This window comes from Pollutibacter soli (assembly GCA_029269725.1).
Taxonomy (GTDB): Bacteria; Bacteroidota; Bacteroidia; order Chitinophagales; family Chitinophagaceae; genus Pollutibacter; species Pollutibacter soli.
In genome coordinates this window covers 295,943-311,159 of sequence record JARJHS010000007.1, presented here as the reverse complement: position 1 = coordinate 311,159, position 15,217 = coordinate 295,943, and the positions used below count along the sequence as shown (strand labels likewise).

The following is a 15,217-nucleotide window of genomic DNA, read 5'->3' as shown; positions in this document are numbered from 1 at the left end:
TTTTACGTTCTACGTTTTACATTCTACGTTCTACGTTTTACGTTTAACCTCCTAGCTTTGCCATATGTCCAATCGTCGTATTGCTTTTTTAATGAATCCTTCCGCAGGTATCCGAAAAAAAAGGCGATTGCGGGAATTTGTTGAGTCTTCTGCAAAAGCCAGAAATATTCCTTTTGAATTTTCATCGACTAATGCTGCAGGAAAGTACCCTGAACTTGAAGAAGAAATCAGGAACGGAAAATATTCCGATGTTGTAATTATTGGTGGTGATGGCACAGTAAGAAATGTTGTTGCAGCGTTGAGGCATACAGGTGTAAGATTCGGGTTAGTACCCACAGGTAGCGGAAATGGCCTCGCATTATCAGCAAAAATCCCTGTTGATACGAAAAAAGCACTGGACATAGTTTATGAAGGCACAGCCCGGCCAATCGATGCTTTTACCATAAACGGACATTTCTCCTGTATGCTGAGCGGAATTGGGTTTGACGCTAAAGTTGCCCATGAATTTTCGCGTAGCCCTACGCGTGGTTTACAGACCTATCTTAAAATCGGAATTAAAAACTTCTTCAATGCCCGTTGTTACCCATTTCGAATTCACATGGGCGGGCATGTCAATCATACGGAAGCCTACTTCATCAGCATTGCCAACAGCAACCAGTTTGGGAATCAGTTTACTATTGCTCCACAGGCAAAACTAAATGATGGATTAATGGATGTTGTTGTAGTTCAAAAAATGAATAAGCTTCAGCTACTGATTTCAGTAATTCAGCAAATCCGCTTTGGAGATATCCGGGAAGATATTTTTAAAAAGAATTGCATCTTATATTTTCAGACAGATCGATTTAGAATTGAGAATCCCTATAATGCGCCCTTTCATATTGACGGAGATCCTGCGGAAACTTCATCATCTTTTGATATCGGTGTAATCCCAAATGCATTTCTGCTTATTCAGCCTTCTGCTGAATAATTTCATGACCAGCTTCAACGCCTCGCCTGCGTATCGCACCGGTACTATCATAAAGTGAATGCGTGTATATCCGGTTGACGTCTGCAAAGCTTTGTCGGTTTGAAGTCGAATACAAAGCAAGGCCGAGATCAATTTTCTCCTTCGTAGTAAGGTGAAAGTTCAACGCCGCTGCCTTGGCGTTTTTTGCTGGTATATAAGAGAAATTGAGTTTTTCAAATGGAAATTGAAATCCCTCGTTTCCCAGACTCACCAGTTCTTCCTGGTAATAATCCTGCAATTTCATCCAATTGAGCTGGATCACAGTCATCGGTTTTGTGATCAGATCTGTAAAGCCTGTGCTCCTGGAATGATCCTCCCAGTCGCCAAGTTTTCTGTCCCGGATCTGGATCATCACTACCTCCGAGGTATTTTCTTTCAGCCAGTCGTTAAAAACCTGGAGAAAGCGTATCATAGTTTCCTGACCATAATTATCACGAATACCGGCATCCATCACGTCAACAACAGGTTGTGAAGGCAACCAAACATTAGGCAATACATAAGGAAATGTTGCATTGATACGCATTGCTGATAACATCCGAAGGTTCTGCGGATCCTGTTTTGAAAAGAAACTACAGAAGTCGACAGCATCAGGCTCACCAAGTATACCGCTGGCACTATCGGGCCAGTTTCGCATCATAAAACTTACCGGCTGAGTGGATATCACCATTTTTCTTCCATCCGCCGAATTGGTAGCGTTGAAAAAAATCAGGGGAATACGTGCATTGGACTCATCATTTTTATAATCTTTCAGCTGATGATCGAGTACACCAAACGTATTTTCATTCAACTGTTGTTCAAAAGCATATGCACGATCTTTTATGTACTGCTGGTCGCCGAGTGAAAATTTCTGCGCGGGCGCAAATATATCACGGGTAACCATAGACGAAAACAAAGGATTCAGCAGATCTCTTGACACAGCGTCCACATGACGGCTCTCAGTCAGTTTGATTGCCCTGCCCATCTGTCGCATCCTGTACAACTCACGGTAATAAGTCGCTCCCAACATGCCACCTGAAGCTCCTGTGATCATGAATGTTTTGTGCATGAGCTGCCCATTCATCAGGCTGTCAATTTTCTGTAATACATTAACCGTGAAATTTGCAGATCGCGTGCCGCCGCCGCTGACACAGATCATAAACATGACCGGTTTTTCTTCGGATTGTTTCTTTTTCCACTCATTAAGAACAGCTATCATACTTTCGCGATCCTTTTCCATCTTTTCAACCGTACAAAGATTCAGAATCGAGGAACGCGAATAAACGGGTCTGTCTTCGATATTGGAATAGTTGAGTCCGTAAGCTTTGTTTCGCGGATCAACCCAATCCATATGCAACATGAAATTGAATATGAGGATCGCCAGTATCAGCGCAAGAAATGACCAGCTTTTTAACCAATATACCAATGCACCCGATGCTGCAATTAAAATTGAAAAAAGCAGAAGTATAGCACTCGCTGCCGGAATTTTAAACGCCGGGCTATCCTGGAATAATCCCAGCGTAGCCAGTAACAGGAATGCGAGAATGATAGATATGACTGCCGAAAAATGATGTCTTTTGAAAATTGTTTTTATGAACTCCTGGCTATAGTGTGCGATTTCACGTGGTTTTTTCAGCTTAAATCTTGTATTGAAAAACCATTCAACATGGATCAGCCCTTTTTCATGATGGTGTTTCCCTCCCAGTCCGTATTGCCCTGTATAAAGGTGAGGAGCTGAGATCACAGGTTCCATTTTTCGAAGCATTGTCTTCTCCGCCCCGAAGAAATAGATGAGTGATATCAGTATCATCACAATTAGACCGGAAAAAAAACCGGAGAGGAGAAAAAATATCTCTGTTGTTCCGAGAAGCTCCCTGGTACTGTAATACTGCACCAGCATATAGGAATAGTAGAAAATAAAAATGAGCGGGATAACTGAATTGTTGATAAAGTACTTCAGGAAAGGTTTCGTTGTAGTCGCGAGAAATTTAAAATGGCGGCTATGCAGAATGAAGGTGGTGATATTCCAGCTCATGATAAAAATGCCAAGCCCTATGCCCACCATTACCATACTCAACGCATTTACATTGCCAAGGTATTCCGGACCGAGGAAAAGTGAATCTGCTCCAAAAGTTTTCAGGAATTGACCACTGACTGCAGTAAAGAGAATAAACCAGAATAGCAGCAGTACCTGGTATTTCCTCAGGTGCAGCAAAAAGAGCTGAACAGGGAAAGAATAATAAAAACCAAATGAAAACTCCCGGATGGTCATAATTCAATCTTAGCTACAGGGTATAAACGCAGACAATATAGCAATAATATCTGCTGCCGGGTAGTACCCTTTTCTTTAAGGCGTACAGATCCCCTCTGGCCAGGTTGAAAGATGGTCAGTACCACGCTGGTAGCGGGTTCCCGAAGGGTTAAAATAAAGTGAAGAATAATCAGCGTTTCAGCCTTGGGATAGACAGGTATTGAACCCAGGTGATGGAAAGCAATAATAGCATGGCAACAAACTGATGGGCAACGCCCCACCACAAAAGTTCTTTTTGTACGGGGGAATGAAGAACAGTGCCGATACCAAGCAACAGTTGAACAACAACGAAAATCAAAGGATAAATTTTTATGCTGTTTAACTGACCGGTTGTCTTCGTTTTACCAACAAACCAATACCACGCAATCACAGAAATAAAAAGAATATAGGCCAGCATCCGGTGGATAAACTGCACCATTAAGGGATTATGCGTAAGGTTTGAAAGTCCATGGTATTTTTCCATGCCTGCCGGCCAGAAAAATCCATTTATATCCGGCCAGGTAGGTGCGGTATTGCCCGCTTTAAGACCGGCCATCAATGCGCCATAGATGAGCTGGAGCGTGAGGACAATAAGTAAATAACTGTTGAATTTTTTTACTGCACGCAACGATTGCTGTTGCTGAGATGGCACAAGGTAACGAAGGGCCAGCCACCACGTGTAGACCAAAAGAATCAAGGCGGCGATAAAATGCACTGTCAAACGGATATGGTCAACCGAAACATCATCATTGTTCAATCCGCTCATCACCATTATCCATCCGATAGCAGCCTGCAACCCACCGAGGAGAAATAAAATGATCATTGGAATGATCATTTTCTGTGTAATCATCTTTCTGGCAACGAAATAGATAAATGGAATGAGAAAAACAATCCCGATGATTCTTCCCCAGAGACGATGCAGCCATTCCCAGAAATAGATGAATTTGAAATCGGATAAAGTAAAATCAAAATTGATATGTTTAAACTGGCCGATCTCTTTGTATTTTTCAAAAGCAGATTGCCAGGCGGCATCGTTCATAGGCGGAAATGCGCCGAGTATGGGTTTCCATTCTGTGATCGATAATCCGGATCCGGTAAGGCGGGTAATTCCTCCCAGCGCAACCTGGATCATAATCATCACAACCCCTGTTATTAACCAAATTCCCACAGCCCTATCTGAACGTTCTGAAATTTTATTCATATGCGAATGCAAATGTATTGCAGGCTGTTCGCTTACCGTATATTTGAAACTGATTTTTATCTGTACGACAACACCATGCTAAAAGCTTTTTTCCAGGACACACTTATTGAAGCCGGTTGTGATGAAGCCGGGCGGGGATGTCTCGCAGGTCCCGTGTTTGCCGCAGCAGTCATTCTTCCAAAAAAATTCAGGAACCGCACGTTAAATGACTCTAAACAGCTTACAGAAAAAGACAGGTACGAATTGCGGGATATCATCCTTGAAAAAGCAATTGCCTGGGCGGTGGGTCAGGTAGATCATGAGGAGATTGACCGTATAAATATTTTCCAGGCTTCCTATAAAGCGATGCACCTAGCCCTCGATCAATTGATGTTGAGACCGGAACTGCTCCTGATCGACGGTAAACATTTTATTCGCTATCAACACCTCCCACACAAAACGATCATCAAAGGCGATGGCATATATGCATCAATTGCCGCGGCCAGTATTCTTGCCAAAACTTTCCGGGATGATTTTATGAATGACAAACATCATTTATATCCTCATTATCGATGGAATGAAAACAAAGGCTATGCAACTGCCGCACACCGGTCAGCTATAGCCGAAAACGGCCTCAGTCCTCTTCACCGTAAAACTTTTCGCTCCTGCGTTGACCTTCCGGAACTGGAATTCTGAAAGAAATGCTAAAGCTTCCCCAGGCATTAAACTGCGGAATCTGTCTAAGGTCTTAATACTGTATGACAGATTTTTCAATTTAAAATTTCCTGCAATGAAAACTAAAATTGCATTTGCCCTTATGCTTGCGCTTTCACTTTCTTTGTCTGCAGTTTACGCGCAAAAGCCTGGTTACAGAGAAAACGCATATGAAAGAGAAAGATATGGTTATAACCAGGGAAAATACAACAGACATGATTCACGCAATGATTCCTATCAGAAGCGTCGACTTCAAAAAAAGATTCGTCGTGCAAAATGTAACGATGGTTATATCAGCAATGCTGAACGAAAAAGAATTGAACGCGATTGGAGAGCAATGAATCGCAATATCTACAAACAAAAACGCAACGACTGGGACAGACGCTAAGTATGGTAAATTCTCTGAAAACTCCGGAGGTAATTGCTCCGGAGTTTTTTATTGAACAAATTCTCCAGCGCCCTGTCTTAATACTGCAGGCTCATCTCCGGTCAGATCTATTATCGTGGAATAGTGCATGCCGCCAATTCCTCCATCGACTACCAGGTCCACCAGCTTTCCGAATTTGTCGTCAATACTTTCAGGGTCCGTAAATTCTTCCACCATTTCACCAGGCAATGAGGAACTCAGGATAGGGTTACCTAACTCATGTATAATTGCAATCGCAATCGGATGGTCCGGAACACGCAAACCAATAGTATTTTTTTTACTTTTTAATATTTTCGGCACCTCTTTACTCGCAGGTAATACAAATGTGAATGGCCCAGGTATATGACTTTTTAATATGCGATAGTAAGGTGTTGAAATACTTCTTGCATATTTGCTCAGGTGACTAAGGTTGTCGCATACAAAAGACAATTGTGCTTTAACAGGTTCGATGTTTTTGATACGACAAATCCTCTCAACTGCTTTTTGATTATAGATATCGCAACCGAAACCATAAACGGTGTCCGTTGGATAAATAATAACGCCACCCTCTTTCAAACATTTTGCAATTTTAGCGATCTGTCTTTTTTGAGGATGATCAGGATAAATTTTGATGAGCATAGGCCGGTAAAATGGCGATTTTTAACTTAAATAAAAAAAACTATTACGATTAAGCAGAAATTTTGTTCTGATGAATTCCTGAAAATCAAATTATTAAAACGCGTAGATTAACTAATTGTCCCATTCGTATTTTTTCTTTCAGAAAATACTTTGAAATATAAAATTGTGTTACTACTTTTACCATCACCTACGATAAAGGCTTACAAAACGCCTGATTCAACCTGAAAACCATCCAATTTCCCTCCGTCAGTCCAATTCTCTTGATTCCCACTAAAGTTTCAATTTTTTATTTCAACCTAAACAATTAAACTCATTTCTATACTGAGGTAACATTTTTATATACGCCAATGACTCTGAGCAGGGGCCGGCAGGCATACGGTTATGCCTACGCGAAATTGTGCGTTTCAACTTTTTCTTTTTGTGGTTTCAGAGGTAAGCACAGGCCGGCGATTTCCATCGCTGGCTTCCTTTTTTACGTTGTACGTTAAACATAGAGCGTTGAACGTACGCTCTTGATTGAATTAGATAATTCGTAAATGATAAAATCGATAATGAAAATCCGGAAAATGAAAAAAAATTTAAAGTGCGTTTTTTGAATAAGCCACTTTCTACCAGATATTACTGGTTTGTTTAGTTTGGTAACTTACATCGTCAGGTTTTTACGTTATACGTTCTACGTTCAACGTTAAACTTTATTGAATCGTCCAGACCTCATTCCCTCTAAGCAGCTTATCCAGATCTCCCTTTCCTTTTTTTGAGATTACTTCCTGGATCTGAGCCGACATTACATCTTCGTAGCAGGGGCGATCGGTTTCATAGAATACACCGAATGGCCTGGGGAGGTGCTGATCTTTACGTGGATCATCAAAAATACGAACTAATATCTGGGCTTTATAAAAGTCATTTTCATCATGTATCCATAAATCATCGGCACTAACGCTATCGCCTAGTTGAACAACAACGGGATGAAATCCATCAAGTTTTATTCCCTTATCTTTCGCCGCGCCGAATATCAACGGTTTGCCTTGTTCGAGGAATAATGTTTCTTCGGGCTTGCTTCCTTTTTCAGTAAAAATTTCAAAAGCACCGTCGTTAAAAATATTGCAGTTCTGGTAAATCTCAAGAAATGAAGCGCCTCTGTGTTTGTAGCTGCGCAATAATGATTCCTGCAGATGTTTAGGATCGCGATCCATTGAACGCGCAATAAAAGTAGCATCTGCTCCCATTGCAAGCGCTAAGGGGTTAAATGGATGATCTATACTTCCGAAGGGAGTTGATTTGGTAACTTTATTTTCTTCAGATGTCGGGGAGTATTGCCCTTTTGTCAAACCATAAATCTGGTTATTGAACAACATCATATTCACATCAAAATTTCTCCGCAACAAATGAATAGTATGGTTACCGCCAATACTCAACCCATCACCATCTCCCGTAACGATCCATACACTTAATTCAGGACGAGTTGCTTTCAATCCGCTGGCAATAGCTGTAGCGCGACCATGTATGGAATGCATACCATAAGTCTCCATATAGTATGGGAACCTGCTGGAACATCCAATACCTGAAATGATTACAATATTTTCCCTTGGTATTCCTAATCCAGGCATTATTTTCTGGACCTGTGCAAGAATGGAATAGTCTCCACAGCCGGGGCACCAGCGCACTTCCTGGTCTGTCTGAAAATCTTTAGGAGTAAGTGCGGGTAATGTAGGTTGTTGCGTCATAAACTAATCGCTGATAAACAATAAATTTAAACCTAATTCTTCAATGTTCCTTACCGGTTGCTGTTTTCGAGTTCTTCCCAATATTCAGCCGCGCGGCGTGTATGTGGAATGACGATTGTTCCACCGACAATATTCGCGACTGCAAATACTTCATACAGCTCATCGGTAGAAACGTTCAGTTCGTGGCACTTCCCCAGGTGATATCTGATGCAATCATCGCATCTGAGTACCATGCTCGCTACCAGTCCGAGCATTTCCTTTGTCTTCTTATCCAGTGCGCCATCTTCATAAGTGTTTGTATCCAGATTCCAGAGACGTTTCAATACCAGGTTATCTTTTCCCAAAATCACTTTATTCATTTTCTCACGATAGCTATTGAATTCAGAAATCAACTCAGACATGTACAAGAAATTTAGATTACAAAATTCGGACAATATCCAATCCGGAATTTACGAATTCGAGAAAAGGATGTTAATGAATAAAAAAACCCTTCCTGACAGGAAGGGTCCTTTATGAAGATTCGATTAAGGTTCTGATTAATAACGGCTGTTTCCACCAGAAAATGAACGCCTGTTACCGCCGCCACCACCGAAGCTGTTGTTATTGCTTCTTTCTTCGCGTGGTTTAGCTTCGCTAACTTTGATAGCACGACCTTCAACAGTAGCACCATCCAGTTCCTGGATTGCTTTCTGAGCAGCTGCGTTATCTGACATTTCAACAAATCCGAAACCGCGGCTACGGTTAGTGAATTTGTCCATAATTACTTTAGCTGAAGATACATCTCCGTACTCAGCAAAAAATTCTCTTAAGTCTTCATCCTGAACGTTAAAGCTCAGATTTGAAACATAAATGTTCATGTGTAAAATTGATATTTAAAAATAAAACCTTGAGAAAAACACAGGCGTAACGAAGACTAACTATTAGCAGCTATGCGTAGCAGAATAAATCGTTCACTTACTGTTTACTGTACTCAACTCAAATTAACATAGCAAAGGTAACCGATTAAGTCGATAACATCCAATTTATTATTTAATTTATTGTTATGATCCTTTAATTGCTGTATCTCCTGTGCCTGATTCTTTGTGCAGACTTGAATAACTGAATACCGCACTAAGCAGGAAAAGAAGCGCACCTAAGGCAAACGGAGCACCTGGAAAATAAACCGGGGCATCGGGTTTCGAAAAGAAATAAAAAAGACTTGTCATAATGGGCGGGCCAATGATTGAAGTGGCACTCATCAGACTGGTTAACGCACCCTGCAATTCCCCCTGTTCATTTGCAGGCACATGAGTGGATATGATGCCCTGGATAGCCGGACCAGCAATACCGCCGAGGCAATAGACGACGGAGAAAGCAAACATCATCCAGGTAGCTGATGCAAATGCAAACAGCAACATGCCGGCGCTGTACAACAATAAGCCAGTATACATACTCCTCGCCTGGCCCAGCTTGGGAATAATCGCCCGGATAAAAAGCCCCTGTACAAGGGCTATTAGCAAGCCTATAAATGCGAGAGAATTACCGATCATCCGTTCATTCCAGTTGAATTTCTGAATGGTATAGAAGCTCCAGTTACTTTGCACTGCATGTACAGCGATATACACCAGCGTTAAAGAAATAATCAATCCTGCTACGGCAGGATATTTTCTGAGTTGAACCAAAGAACCTACCGGGTTTGCTCTCTTCCATTCAAATGGCCTGCGCTTTTCCGGTGGCAATGATTCCGGAAGGACAAAATATCCGTACAACCAGTTTAATAAGGTGAGGACTGCTGCAGCAGCAAAGGGAACACGGTGCCCAAAACTTCCGAGGTATCCGCCCAGTGCTGGTCCAATAATAAAACCTAATCCAAACGCAGCTCCTATCAATCCAAAATTTTGCGCACGTTTTTCCGGTTCACTGACATCGGCAACATAAGCGCTTGCGGTTGAAAAGCTTGCGCCTGTGATACCCGCCAGTATCCTTCCTATAAATAACCACCCAATATTCGGAGCGAAATACAACAATAGATAGTCCATCCCGAATCCAAACAGAGAAAATAGCAAAACCGGCCTTCTTCCGTATTTATCGCTCAGATTTCCCAAAACAGGTGCAAAAACAAATTGCATCGCAGCATACGCCAGGGTGAGCCAACCCCCGTATACGGATGCCGTGCTGGTATCGCCATGGATCAGCTCTTTAATGATTCCAGGTGCTACAGGTATGATTAAACCGAAGCCGATTACATCGATCAAAACAGTGATCAGAATAAAACCAAGTGCTGCCTTTCGAGAAACCGTCATTAGGAAAATATTAAAACGATGCTTTGGAGATGAACTGGCTTTGGTGAGCAATAGTCGATTATTACTTTTTGCTGACCTGTAATTTTAGCTAATAAGCCAAGGTAATCCAGCTTTATTTTCGGGAATTCGTCAAAATACTTAAATAAAACAATGTTTATACACGTTCTAATCAATATCTACACCTATCAAAACCAATAATCCTATGGAATTTCTTTATCAACCCCTGATGATCCTGATTGCAGGACCATACAGGTCAGGTACAAACGACGATCCTGAAAAAATCGCCACAAATGTACTGGCGATGGAAAAAGTGGCCCTTCGGATTTATGAAAAAGGACATCTCCCTATCCTTGGAGAATGGCTTGCTCTACCACTAATCAGAGAAGCAGGCTCTATCCAGACCGGCGATGATATTTTCACCCAGCTTTTTCACCCCGTCGCCGTGCGATTACTTGAAAAATGCGATGCTGTGATCAGGATCGGCGGACCATCTCATGGAGCAGATCAAATGATCCGCCTGGGCCAGGAATATGGAAAATTTGTTTTCCTGCAGACTGAAGATATTCCAGATGCCCGTGTTGCGGTTTACGCCTGAAAATTAAACAGCTTCCACTGTATCATATACAACAACTCTTGACCAGAGATTGCTGCATTCTTCGACAAATTTCAGGTGGACAGGGTCCGTCTGATAAGAATCCTGGTCGGCTTTATTTTTAAAAAAAAGCAACCAGCTTACAGAATAAGAGCTGTCGATAACTTCACGCCTGGTATCAGCGGGCTTGCCGATATAGTGTTGGTGAATGGTTTTGACCTTGCTTAACTTCTTTAGTCCTTCAAGCAATTTCTGATAGTCTTCTTTGCTGCCCGGATTTTTTAACCAGAAATATACGTGGTGAATAAATGGCTGTTCTGCGCTCATGGGTTCTGCTTTTGTGCCCGCGAAAATAGTTAAATTGGCCGCTACTGTAGCCAATCCTGCCTGTTTTATAAAGCGTCGGCGTGAATTGTTTTGGTTTTGCATATCTAATTTTTGTTCATCGATTTTAACCAGTCACGGAGACCAGCTTGTATCTTCTGCGCAACTGCTTTCTGAAATTTAGTATCCAGGATCTTTTTTTCATCTTCCCGGTTACTGATAAAAGCGATTTCAACAAGACAGTTGGGATATTCGGTCGGTCCGCTCAAAGCGAAATTAAAGCTTCCGGTGCAACCGAAATCATTGAGTTTGAGTTCGAGCATCCGGTTATGGATAGCCGATGCCAACGGCCTGAAACCTATATAACGGTAATAACTGCTGGTTCCCCTAACAGTATCGCTTCCTGATGAATTTAAGTGCAGGCTGATTAGGAAATCCGGATCAGCTGCCCTCAACGCGAGAATCCTGTCAGGCATCGACAAAGAAGTATCGGTATTGCGGGTCATGAAAACATTTTTTATTCCTGCTTTTCTCAATTGCGTCTCAAGAATTTTTGCAAATACGAGCGTCATTTCCTTTTCCGGTTTTCCCGATGTAATTCCCAATGCGCCGACGTTATCTCCTCCATGTCCGGCATCGATGGCAATATTCATCTTCCTGATATCATTAACTATTGGCTGTCTTTTCACTCTGACGATCAATTTAGATAAAATGGAATCATATCCGATTTGGTATCCCCAATGCTGATTATGCCGCAATTCTATAATTACGCGCATCACATCATCTTCGGTCTGTTCATACCATGCGCGACTTATTTCCTTTGCAGTATTTAGCTGAGTTATCCAGTTTGTGTTTGATGTGATACCAAAAAGATCAATAACAATTCTTGCCGGATCAACATGCATAATGCTTCTGTATGGCAATTTTTCCGGTAAATTAATTGTCAGGTAGTCGTAACGGTTATCGCCTGATATTTTCCAGTTTCCACTCAGATTCCAGGGATGAATAATTCCAGAATCCCGAAATCTCACATTTTCCTTCGGTATAAAAGCCTTGTGATTTTGGGAAAGCCTGATTATGTAATCTGTATTTAGGCTATCGATTACCGTTACAAGAATATTAGAATCCAGATAGGTCATTTTGGCGCCGCCAAGCCTGTCATCACCAGGGCCATACTCCATGTAAGGAAGCTTGCCTGTTGTTTTTCCCATCCTGAATCCCGCGGGGTTTTGCGCTGATGCGGAAGCCAGGAGAATTAAACTACAAAGAGTTAGAAAACATTTCATTCATTCAAGATAAAACAAATACCCATAAACCTGAATTGGTAGATATACTATTACACATTAAGGACTTTTGCTAAATTTTACCGGAATGCACTACAGGCAGCACTTTTATTTCGCATTGTTCGTTTTGTTCTGGAACTTTTTTTGACTATTCTTACCTACCCTTATGAACGACGTTATATTCATGAATGGCGGGCCAGGATTCCGTACCTTAACAACAGTTATTTTATTCCTGCCGCTGTTAGCGATTGTTTATAAAAGAAAACTGTGGCACTACAGTTTTATAGCTGCTGTCTTCTGCCTTACACTTACCATTTTCTCCAGTCTTTTTACTTCGGGAAGAATAAAAACATCAGATGACATTATCTATATCATCAATATACTGAATTCACTTGTTCAGCCTCCGTTGATTTTGATGTTCCTGATTTATTTTTCAGAAAATGAACAGATGAGAAAAAGCCTGAGACTTACCGTTATCATTTTACTCGTTACCGGAATTTTAATTCTGATACGAAAGGATATCCAGGATGCAGCGATTCCAGTGATCATAGGTTTGGGATTATTGCTGGTAGACATTTTCAGTATTTATTTCTTTATTCAAAAGATCAAAGAAAGTGTTACCGCCAAAACAGAAACCGGCAAAGCTTTTATGGTAAGTGGAATTGTATTCTCCTATTTCTGCTATTCATTCATTTTTATAGCGACATACTTTTTCAGATCGAATAATCATGAGGATCTTTTTGTTCTTTATGAAATCAGCACAGCCATTCTCGCATTGCTCATCTTTGCGGGCATACTGCTGAACAAAAACAAACCTGGGTTGAAAGAAAAAACTGATGACAAGAAAACTGCCGGGATCCCCGAATGGGAAGGTTTCGCCGCGAGTCACCGATCCTAAATAATAAAGACAGGATATATTTTCATAAAACAGGCAGGACAAAAAAATCCCGGGTATGCCCGGGATTTGCATTTATTGGAATAAATATTATAAAGTGTACCTGCCTTCAGAAATCAGTTTCTTCGCTATTCTTCTGCGTGAATCCCTCGTGTTGAAAGGTTCTGCTTTTGTAAATCTCTTCAGGCCAAGCAACATCATCCGGTGTTCGTCACCCGAAGCGAAAGAATTGATCGCATCTCTTCCGGATTTATTTACACGATCAGCTGCGTCATACAAATAGGTCCTGGTAATATCTATTTCGGTAGCAGCATTCGATTCCCCTACTACACCTGCCTTTTTCATTGAACGAAGCAAGGCAGATTCAGCATGGAAAACTTCGATGGCCATATCGGCAATGTTCATCAGGATTTCCTGCTCATGTTCAAGCTGCATCATGAATTTCTGAACAGCAGCTCCCGCCACCATCAGGATGGCTTTTTTCATATTACGTAAGAGCTTACGTTCGGAAGCGAATGGCGTTTCATCCTCATTCCCAAAATCAGGAATACTCATCAACTCCTTTTGCACAGCCATGGCCGGTCCCATCAGATCCAGTTTTCCTTTCATTGCTCTTTTCAGGATCATATCCACTGTCAATAGCCTGTTGATTTCGTTGGTCCCTTCATAGATCCGGTTAATCCTGCTGTCGCGATAAGCTCGGGAAATATTATACTCTGCGCTGTATCCGTTTCCTCCATGTATCTGTACTCCTTCGTCAACAACAAAATCAAGCAGCTCACTACCGAACACTTTTAGTATTGCACACTCCACAGCATATTCTTCAGCAGCTCCAAGTAATGCTTCGTTAAAAGGTTTTCCTGATGAAAGCAGTTGCTGTTCTTTTTCTTCAATCCACGAAGATGTTCTGTACAACGCGCTTTCGGCTACCCATGTTCGAATGGCCATCTCAGCGAGTTTATGCTGAATCGCACCGAAATTGGAAATAGGTTGTTTGAACTGCTCTCTAGTGTTTGCATACTGAATCGATATATCCAACGAACCTTTTGCACCACCGAGCGCAGCAGCGCAAAGTTTTAGCCGCCCGATGTTGAGGATGTTAAATGCAATCACATGGCCTTTCCCGATTTCACCCAACACATTTTCTACTGGTACTTTACAATCCTGGAAATAGAGCTGTACAGTCGAAGAACCTTTGATACCCATTTTATGTTCTTCAGGCCCTTGTGTAAAACCTTCCATTCCGCGTTCGATAATAAATGCGGTGAATTGTGTACCATCAATTTTCGCAAATACGGTGTACACATCAGCAAAGCCCCCGTTGGTGATCCAGCATTTCTGGCCGTTAAGAACATAATATTTCCCATCAGCGCTCAGCTTCGCAGTCGTTTTCGCGCTGAGCGCGTCCGAACCGCTGTTGGGTTCAGTTAGTCCATATGCACCTTTCCATTCACCGGTAGCCAGTTTCGGAATGTATTTCTGTTTCTGTTCAGGTGTGCCAAAATAGAGGATCGGCAGCGTGCCGATTCCGGTGTGTGCAGCGATACCTACGGAAAAAGAATGACCTGCACCTAAGCCTTCATTGACAATAGTTGCCGTGATAAAATCTTTGCCCAGTCCGCCAAGGTCTTCAGGTATGGAAGTGCCCAGCAGTCCCTGTTCGCCAGCCTTTGCTAATAATGAAGGCATCAGTCCTTTTTCCAGACTATCAATCCGGTCAAGATTGGGCATTATCTCAGATTGAAGAAAACTTTCGCACATCTCCATGACCATTTTCTGCTCCTCGTTGAAGTCTTCCGGCGTGAATGTATCTCCCGGTTCAGACTCTCTAATGAGCCACTCTGCGCCTTTCAGGCTGGCAGTGTTTTTTACTTCGGTAGCCATAGTTGAAGTTTTTATTGATTTA

General features: G+C 41.9%; 15 protein-coding genes. 5 read left to right on the top strand and 10 right to left on the bottom strand.

The genetic code is table 11. From position 1 onward, the window contains the following. Positions 1–64 precede the first annotated feature (64 nt). Entirely contained in the window at positions 65–967 is a 903-nt protein-coding gene (locus tag P2W82_RS17925; protein ID WP_336517298.1) for a diacylglycerol/lipid kinase family protein, read from the top strand. Here P2W82_RS17925 and P2W82_RS17920 read toward each other — a convergent pair. After that, on the bottom strand, positions 945–3,254 hold the full coding sequence (locus P2W82_RS17920; RefSeq protein ID WP_336517297.1) for a hypothetical protein: 2,310 nt from the start codon (positions 3,252–3,254) through the stop codon (positions 945–947). The two genes, P2W82_RS17925 and P2W82_RS17920, sit on opposite strands and share 23 nt — an antisense overlap. Before the next feature lie 169 nt (positions 3,255–3,423). Then, complete coding sequence (locus P2W82_RS17915; protein WP_336517296.1) at positions 3,424–4,473, bottom strand: COX15/CtaA family protein; 1,050 nt, start codon at positions 4,471–4,473, stop codon at positions 3,424–3,426. On the opposite strand from P2W82_RS17915, the gene P2W82_RS17910 reads away from it, so the two are divergent. Next, complete coding sequence (locus P2W82_RS17910; RefSeq protein WP_336517295.1) at positions 4,474–5,148, top strand: ribonuclease HII; 675 nt, start codon at positions 4,474–4,476, stop codon at positions 5,146–5,148. 94 nt (positions 5,149–5,242) lie between these two features. After that, on the top strand, positions 5,243–5,554 hold the full coding sequence (locus tag P2W82_RS17905; protein ID WP_336517294.1) for a hypothetical protein: 312 nt from the start codon (positions 5,243–5,245) through the stop codon (positions 5,552–5,554). A gap of 48 nt (positions 5,555–5,602) precedes the next feature. On the opposite strand, the gene P2W82_RS17900 is transcribed toward P2W82_RS17905, so the two are convergent. The 5 genes from P2W82_RS17900 to P2W82_RS17880 form a co-directional block, all read right to left on the bottom strand. Then, a complete protein-coding gene (locus tag P2W82_RS17900; RefSeq protein ID WP_336517293.1) occupies positions 5,603–6,211 on the bottom strand; it encodes an L-threonylcarbamoyladenylate synthase in 609 nt (202 codons plus the stop codon). A 692-nt stretch (positions 6,212–6,903) separates the two neighbouring features. Continuing rightward, positions 6,904–7,935, bottom strand: coding sequence for a 2-oxoacid:ferredoxin oxidoreductase subunit beta (locus P2W82_RS17895; protein WP_336517292.1), 1,032 nt, complete (start codon positions 7,933–7,935; stop codon positions 6,904–6,906). A 50-nt stretch (positions 7,936–7,985) separates the two neighbouring features. Continuing rightward, on the bottom strand, positions 7,986–8,336 hold the full coding sequence (locus tag P2W82_RS17890; protein WP_336517291.1) for a carboxymuconolactone decarboxylase family protein: 351 nt from the start codon (positions 8,334–8,336) through the stop codon (positions 7,986–7,988). 135 nt (positions 8,337–8,471) lie between these two features. Continuing rightward, positions 8,472–8,792 (bottom strand): RNA recognition motif domain-containing protein, encoded by a 321-nt coding sequence (locus tag P2W82_RS17885; RefSeq protein WP_336517290.1) that lies wholly within the window; start codon positions 8,790–8,792, stop codon positions 8,472–8,474. A 183-nt stretch (positions 8,793–8,975) separates the two neighbouring features. Beyond that, entirely contained in the window at positions 8,976–10,217 is a 1,242-nt protein-coding gene (locus tag P2W82_RS17880) for a TCR/Tet family MFS transporter (RefSeq protein WP_336517289.1), read from the bottom strand. A gap of 202 nt (positions 10,218–10,419) precedes the next feature. On the opposite strand from P2W82_RS17880, the gene P2W82_RS17875 reads away from it, so the two are divergent. Beyond that, the gene (locus tag P2W82_RS17875) at positions 10,420–10,812 is read left to right on the top strand and encodes a hypothetical protein (protein WP_336517288.1); all 393 of its coding nucleotides are present in this window, start codon (positions 10,420–10,422) and stop codon (positions 10,810–10,812) included. A 3-nt stretch (positions 10,813–10,815) separates the two neighbouring features. Here P2W82_RS17875 and P2W82_RS17870 read toward each other — a convergent pair whose 3' ends face one another. Continuing rightward, positions 10,816–11,238, bottom strand: a complete 423-nt coding sequence (locus tag P2W82_RS17870) for a Dabb family protein (RefSeq protein ID WP_336517287.1) — start codon at positions 11,236–11,238, stop codon at positions 10,816–10,818. A 2-nt stretch (positions 11,239–11,240) separates the two neighbouring features. Further along, positions 11,241–12,344 (bottom strand): N-acetylmuramoyl-L-alanine amidase, encoded by a 1,104-nt coding sequence (locus P2W82_RS17865; RefSeq protein WP_336517286.1) that lies wholly within the window; start codon positions 12,342–12,344, stop codon positions 11,241–11,243. Positions 12,345–12,582: 238 nt separating this feature from the next. Here P2W82_RS17865 and P2W82_RS17860 point away from each other — a divergent pair, with 238 nt between their 5' ends. Beyond that, on the top strand, positions 12,583–13,314 hold the full coding sequence (locus P2W82_RS17860) for a hypothetical protein (RefSeq protein ID WP_336517285.1): 732 nt from the start codon (positions 12,583–12,585) through the stop codon (positions 13,312–13,314). A gap of 87 nt (positions 13,315–13,401) precedes the next feature. Here P2W82_RS17860 and P2W82_RS17855 read toward each other — a convergent pair whose 3' ends face one another. Then, positions 13,402–15,195 (bottom strand): acyl-CoA dehydrogenase family protein, encoded by a 1,794-nt coding sequence (locus P2W82_RS17855; protein ID WP_336517284.1) that lies wholly within the window; start codon positions 15,193–15,195, stop codon positions 13,402–13,404. Positions 15,196–15,217: the final 22 nt, after the last annotated feature.

Excerpts from the sequence above, each read along its gene's own strand:
- P2W82_RS17895 (WP_336517292.1), bottom strand. The coding sequence starts at position 7,935 with ATGACGCAACAACCTACATTACCCGCACTTACTCCTAAAGATTTTCAG.
- P2W82_RS17875 (WP_336517288.1), top strand. The coding sequence starts at position 10,420 with ATGGAATTTCTTTATCAACCCCTGATGATCCTGATTGCAGGACCATAC.
- P2W82_RS17925 (WP_336517298.1), top strand. The coding sequence starts at position 65 with ATGTCCAATCGTCGTATTGCTTTTTTAATGAATCCTTCCGCAGGTATC.
- P2W82_RS17920 (WP_336517297.1), bottom strand. The coding sequence starts at position 3,254 with ATGACCATCCGGGAGTTTTCATTTGGTTTTTATTATTCTTTCCCTGTT.
- P2W82_RS17865 (WP_336517286.1), bottom strand. The coding sequence starts at position 12,344 with ATGGGAAAAACAACAGGCAAGCTTCCTTACATGGAGTATGGCCCTGGT.
- P2W82_RS17890 (WP_336517291.1), bottom strand. The coding sequence starts at position 8,336 with ATGTCTGAGTTGATTTCTGAATTCAATAGCTATCGTGAGAAAATGAAT.
- P2W82_RS17905 (WP_336517294.1), top strand. The coding sequence starts at position 5,243 with ATGAAAACTAAAATTGCATTTGCCCTTATGCTTGCGCTTTCACTTTCT.
- P2W82_RS17860 (WP_336517285.1), top strand. The coding sequence starts at position 12,583 with ATGAACGACGTTATATTCATGAATGGCGGGCCAGGATTCCGTACCTTA.
- P2W82_RS17915 (WP_336517296.1), bottom strand. The coding sequence starts at position 4,473 with ATGAATAAAATTTCAGAACGTTCAGATAGGGCTGTGGGAATTTGGTTA.
- P2W82_RS17870 (WP_336517287.1), bottom strand. The coding sequence starts at position 11,238 with ATGCAAAACCAAAACAATTCACGCCGACGCTTTATAAAACAGGCAGGA.
- P2W82_RS17880 (WP_336517289.1), bottom strand. The coding sequence starts at position 10,217 with ATGACGGTTTCTCGAAAGGCAGCACTTGGTTTTATTCTGATCACTGTT.
- P2W82_RS17855 (WP_336517284.1), bottom strand. The coding sequence starts at position 15,195 with ATGGCTACCGAAGTAAAAAACACTGCCAGCCTGAAAGGCGCAGAGTGG.
- P2W82_RS17910 (WP_336517295.1), top strand. The coding sequence starts at position 4,474 with ATGCGAATGCAAATGTATTGCAGGCTGTTCGCTTACCGTATATTTGAA.
- P2W82_RS17885 (WP_336517290.1), bottom strand. The coding sequence starts at position 8,792 with ATGAACATTTATGTTTCAAATCTGAGCTTTAACGTTCAGGATGAAGAC.
- P2W82_RS17900 (WP_336517293.1), bottom strand. The coding sequence starts at position 6,211 with ATGCTCATCAAAATTTATCCTGATCATCCTCAAAAAAGACAGATCGCT.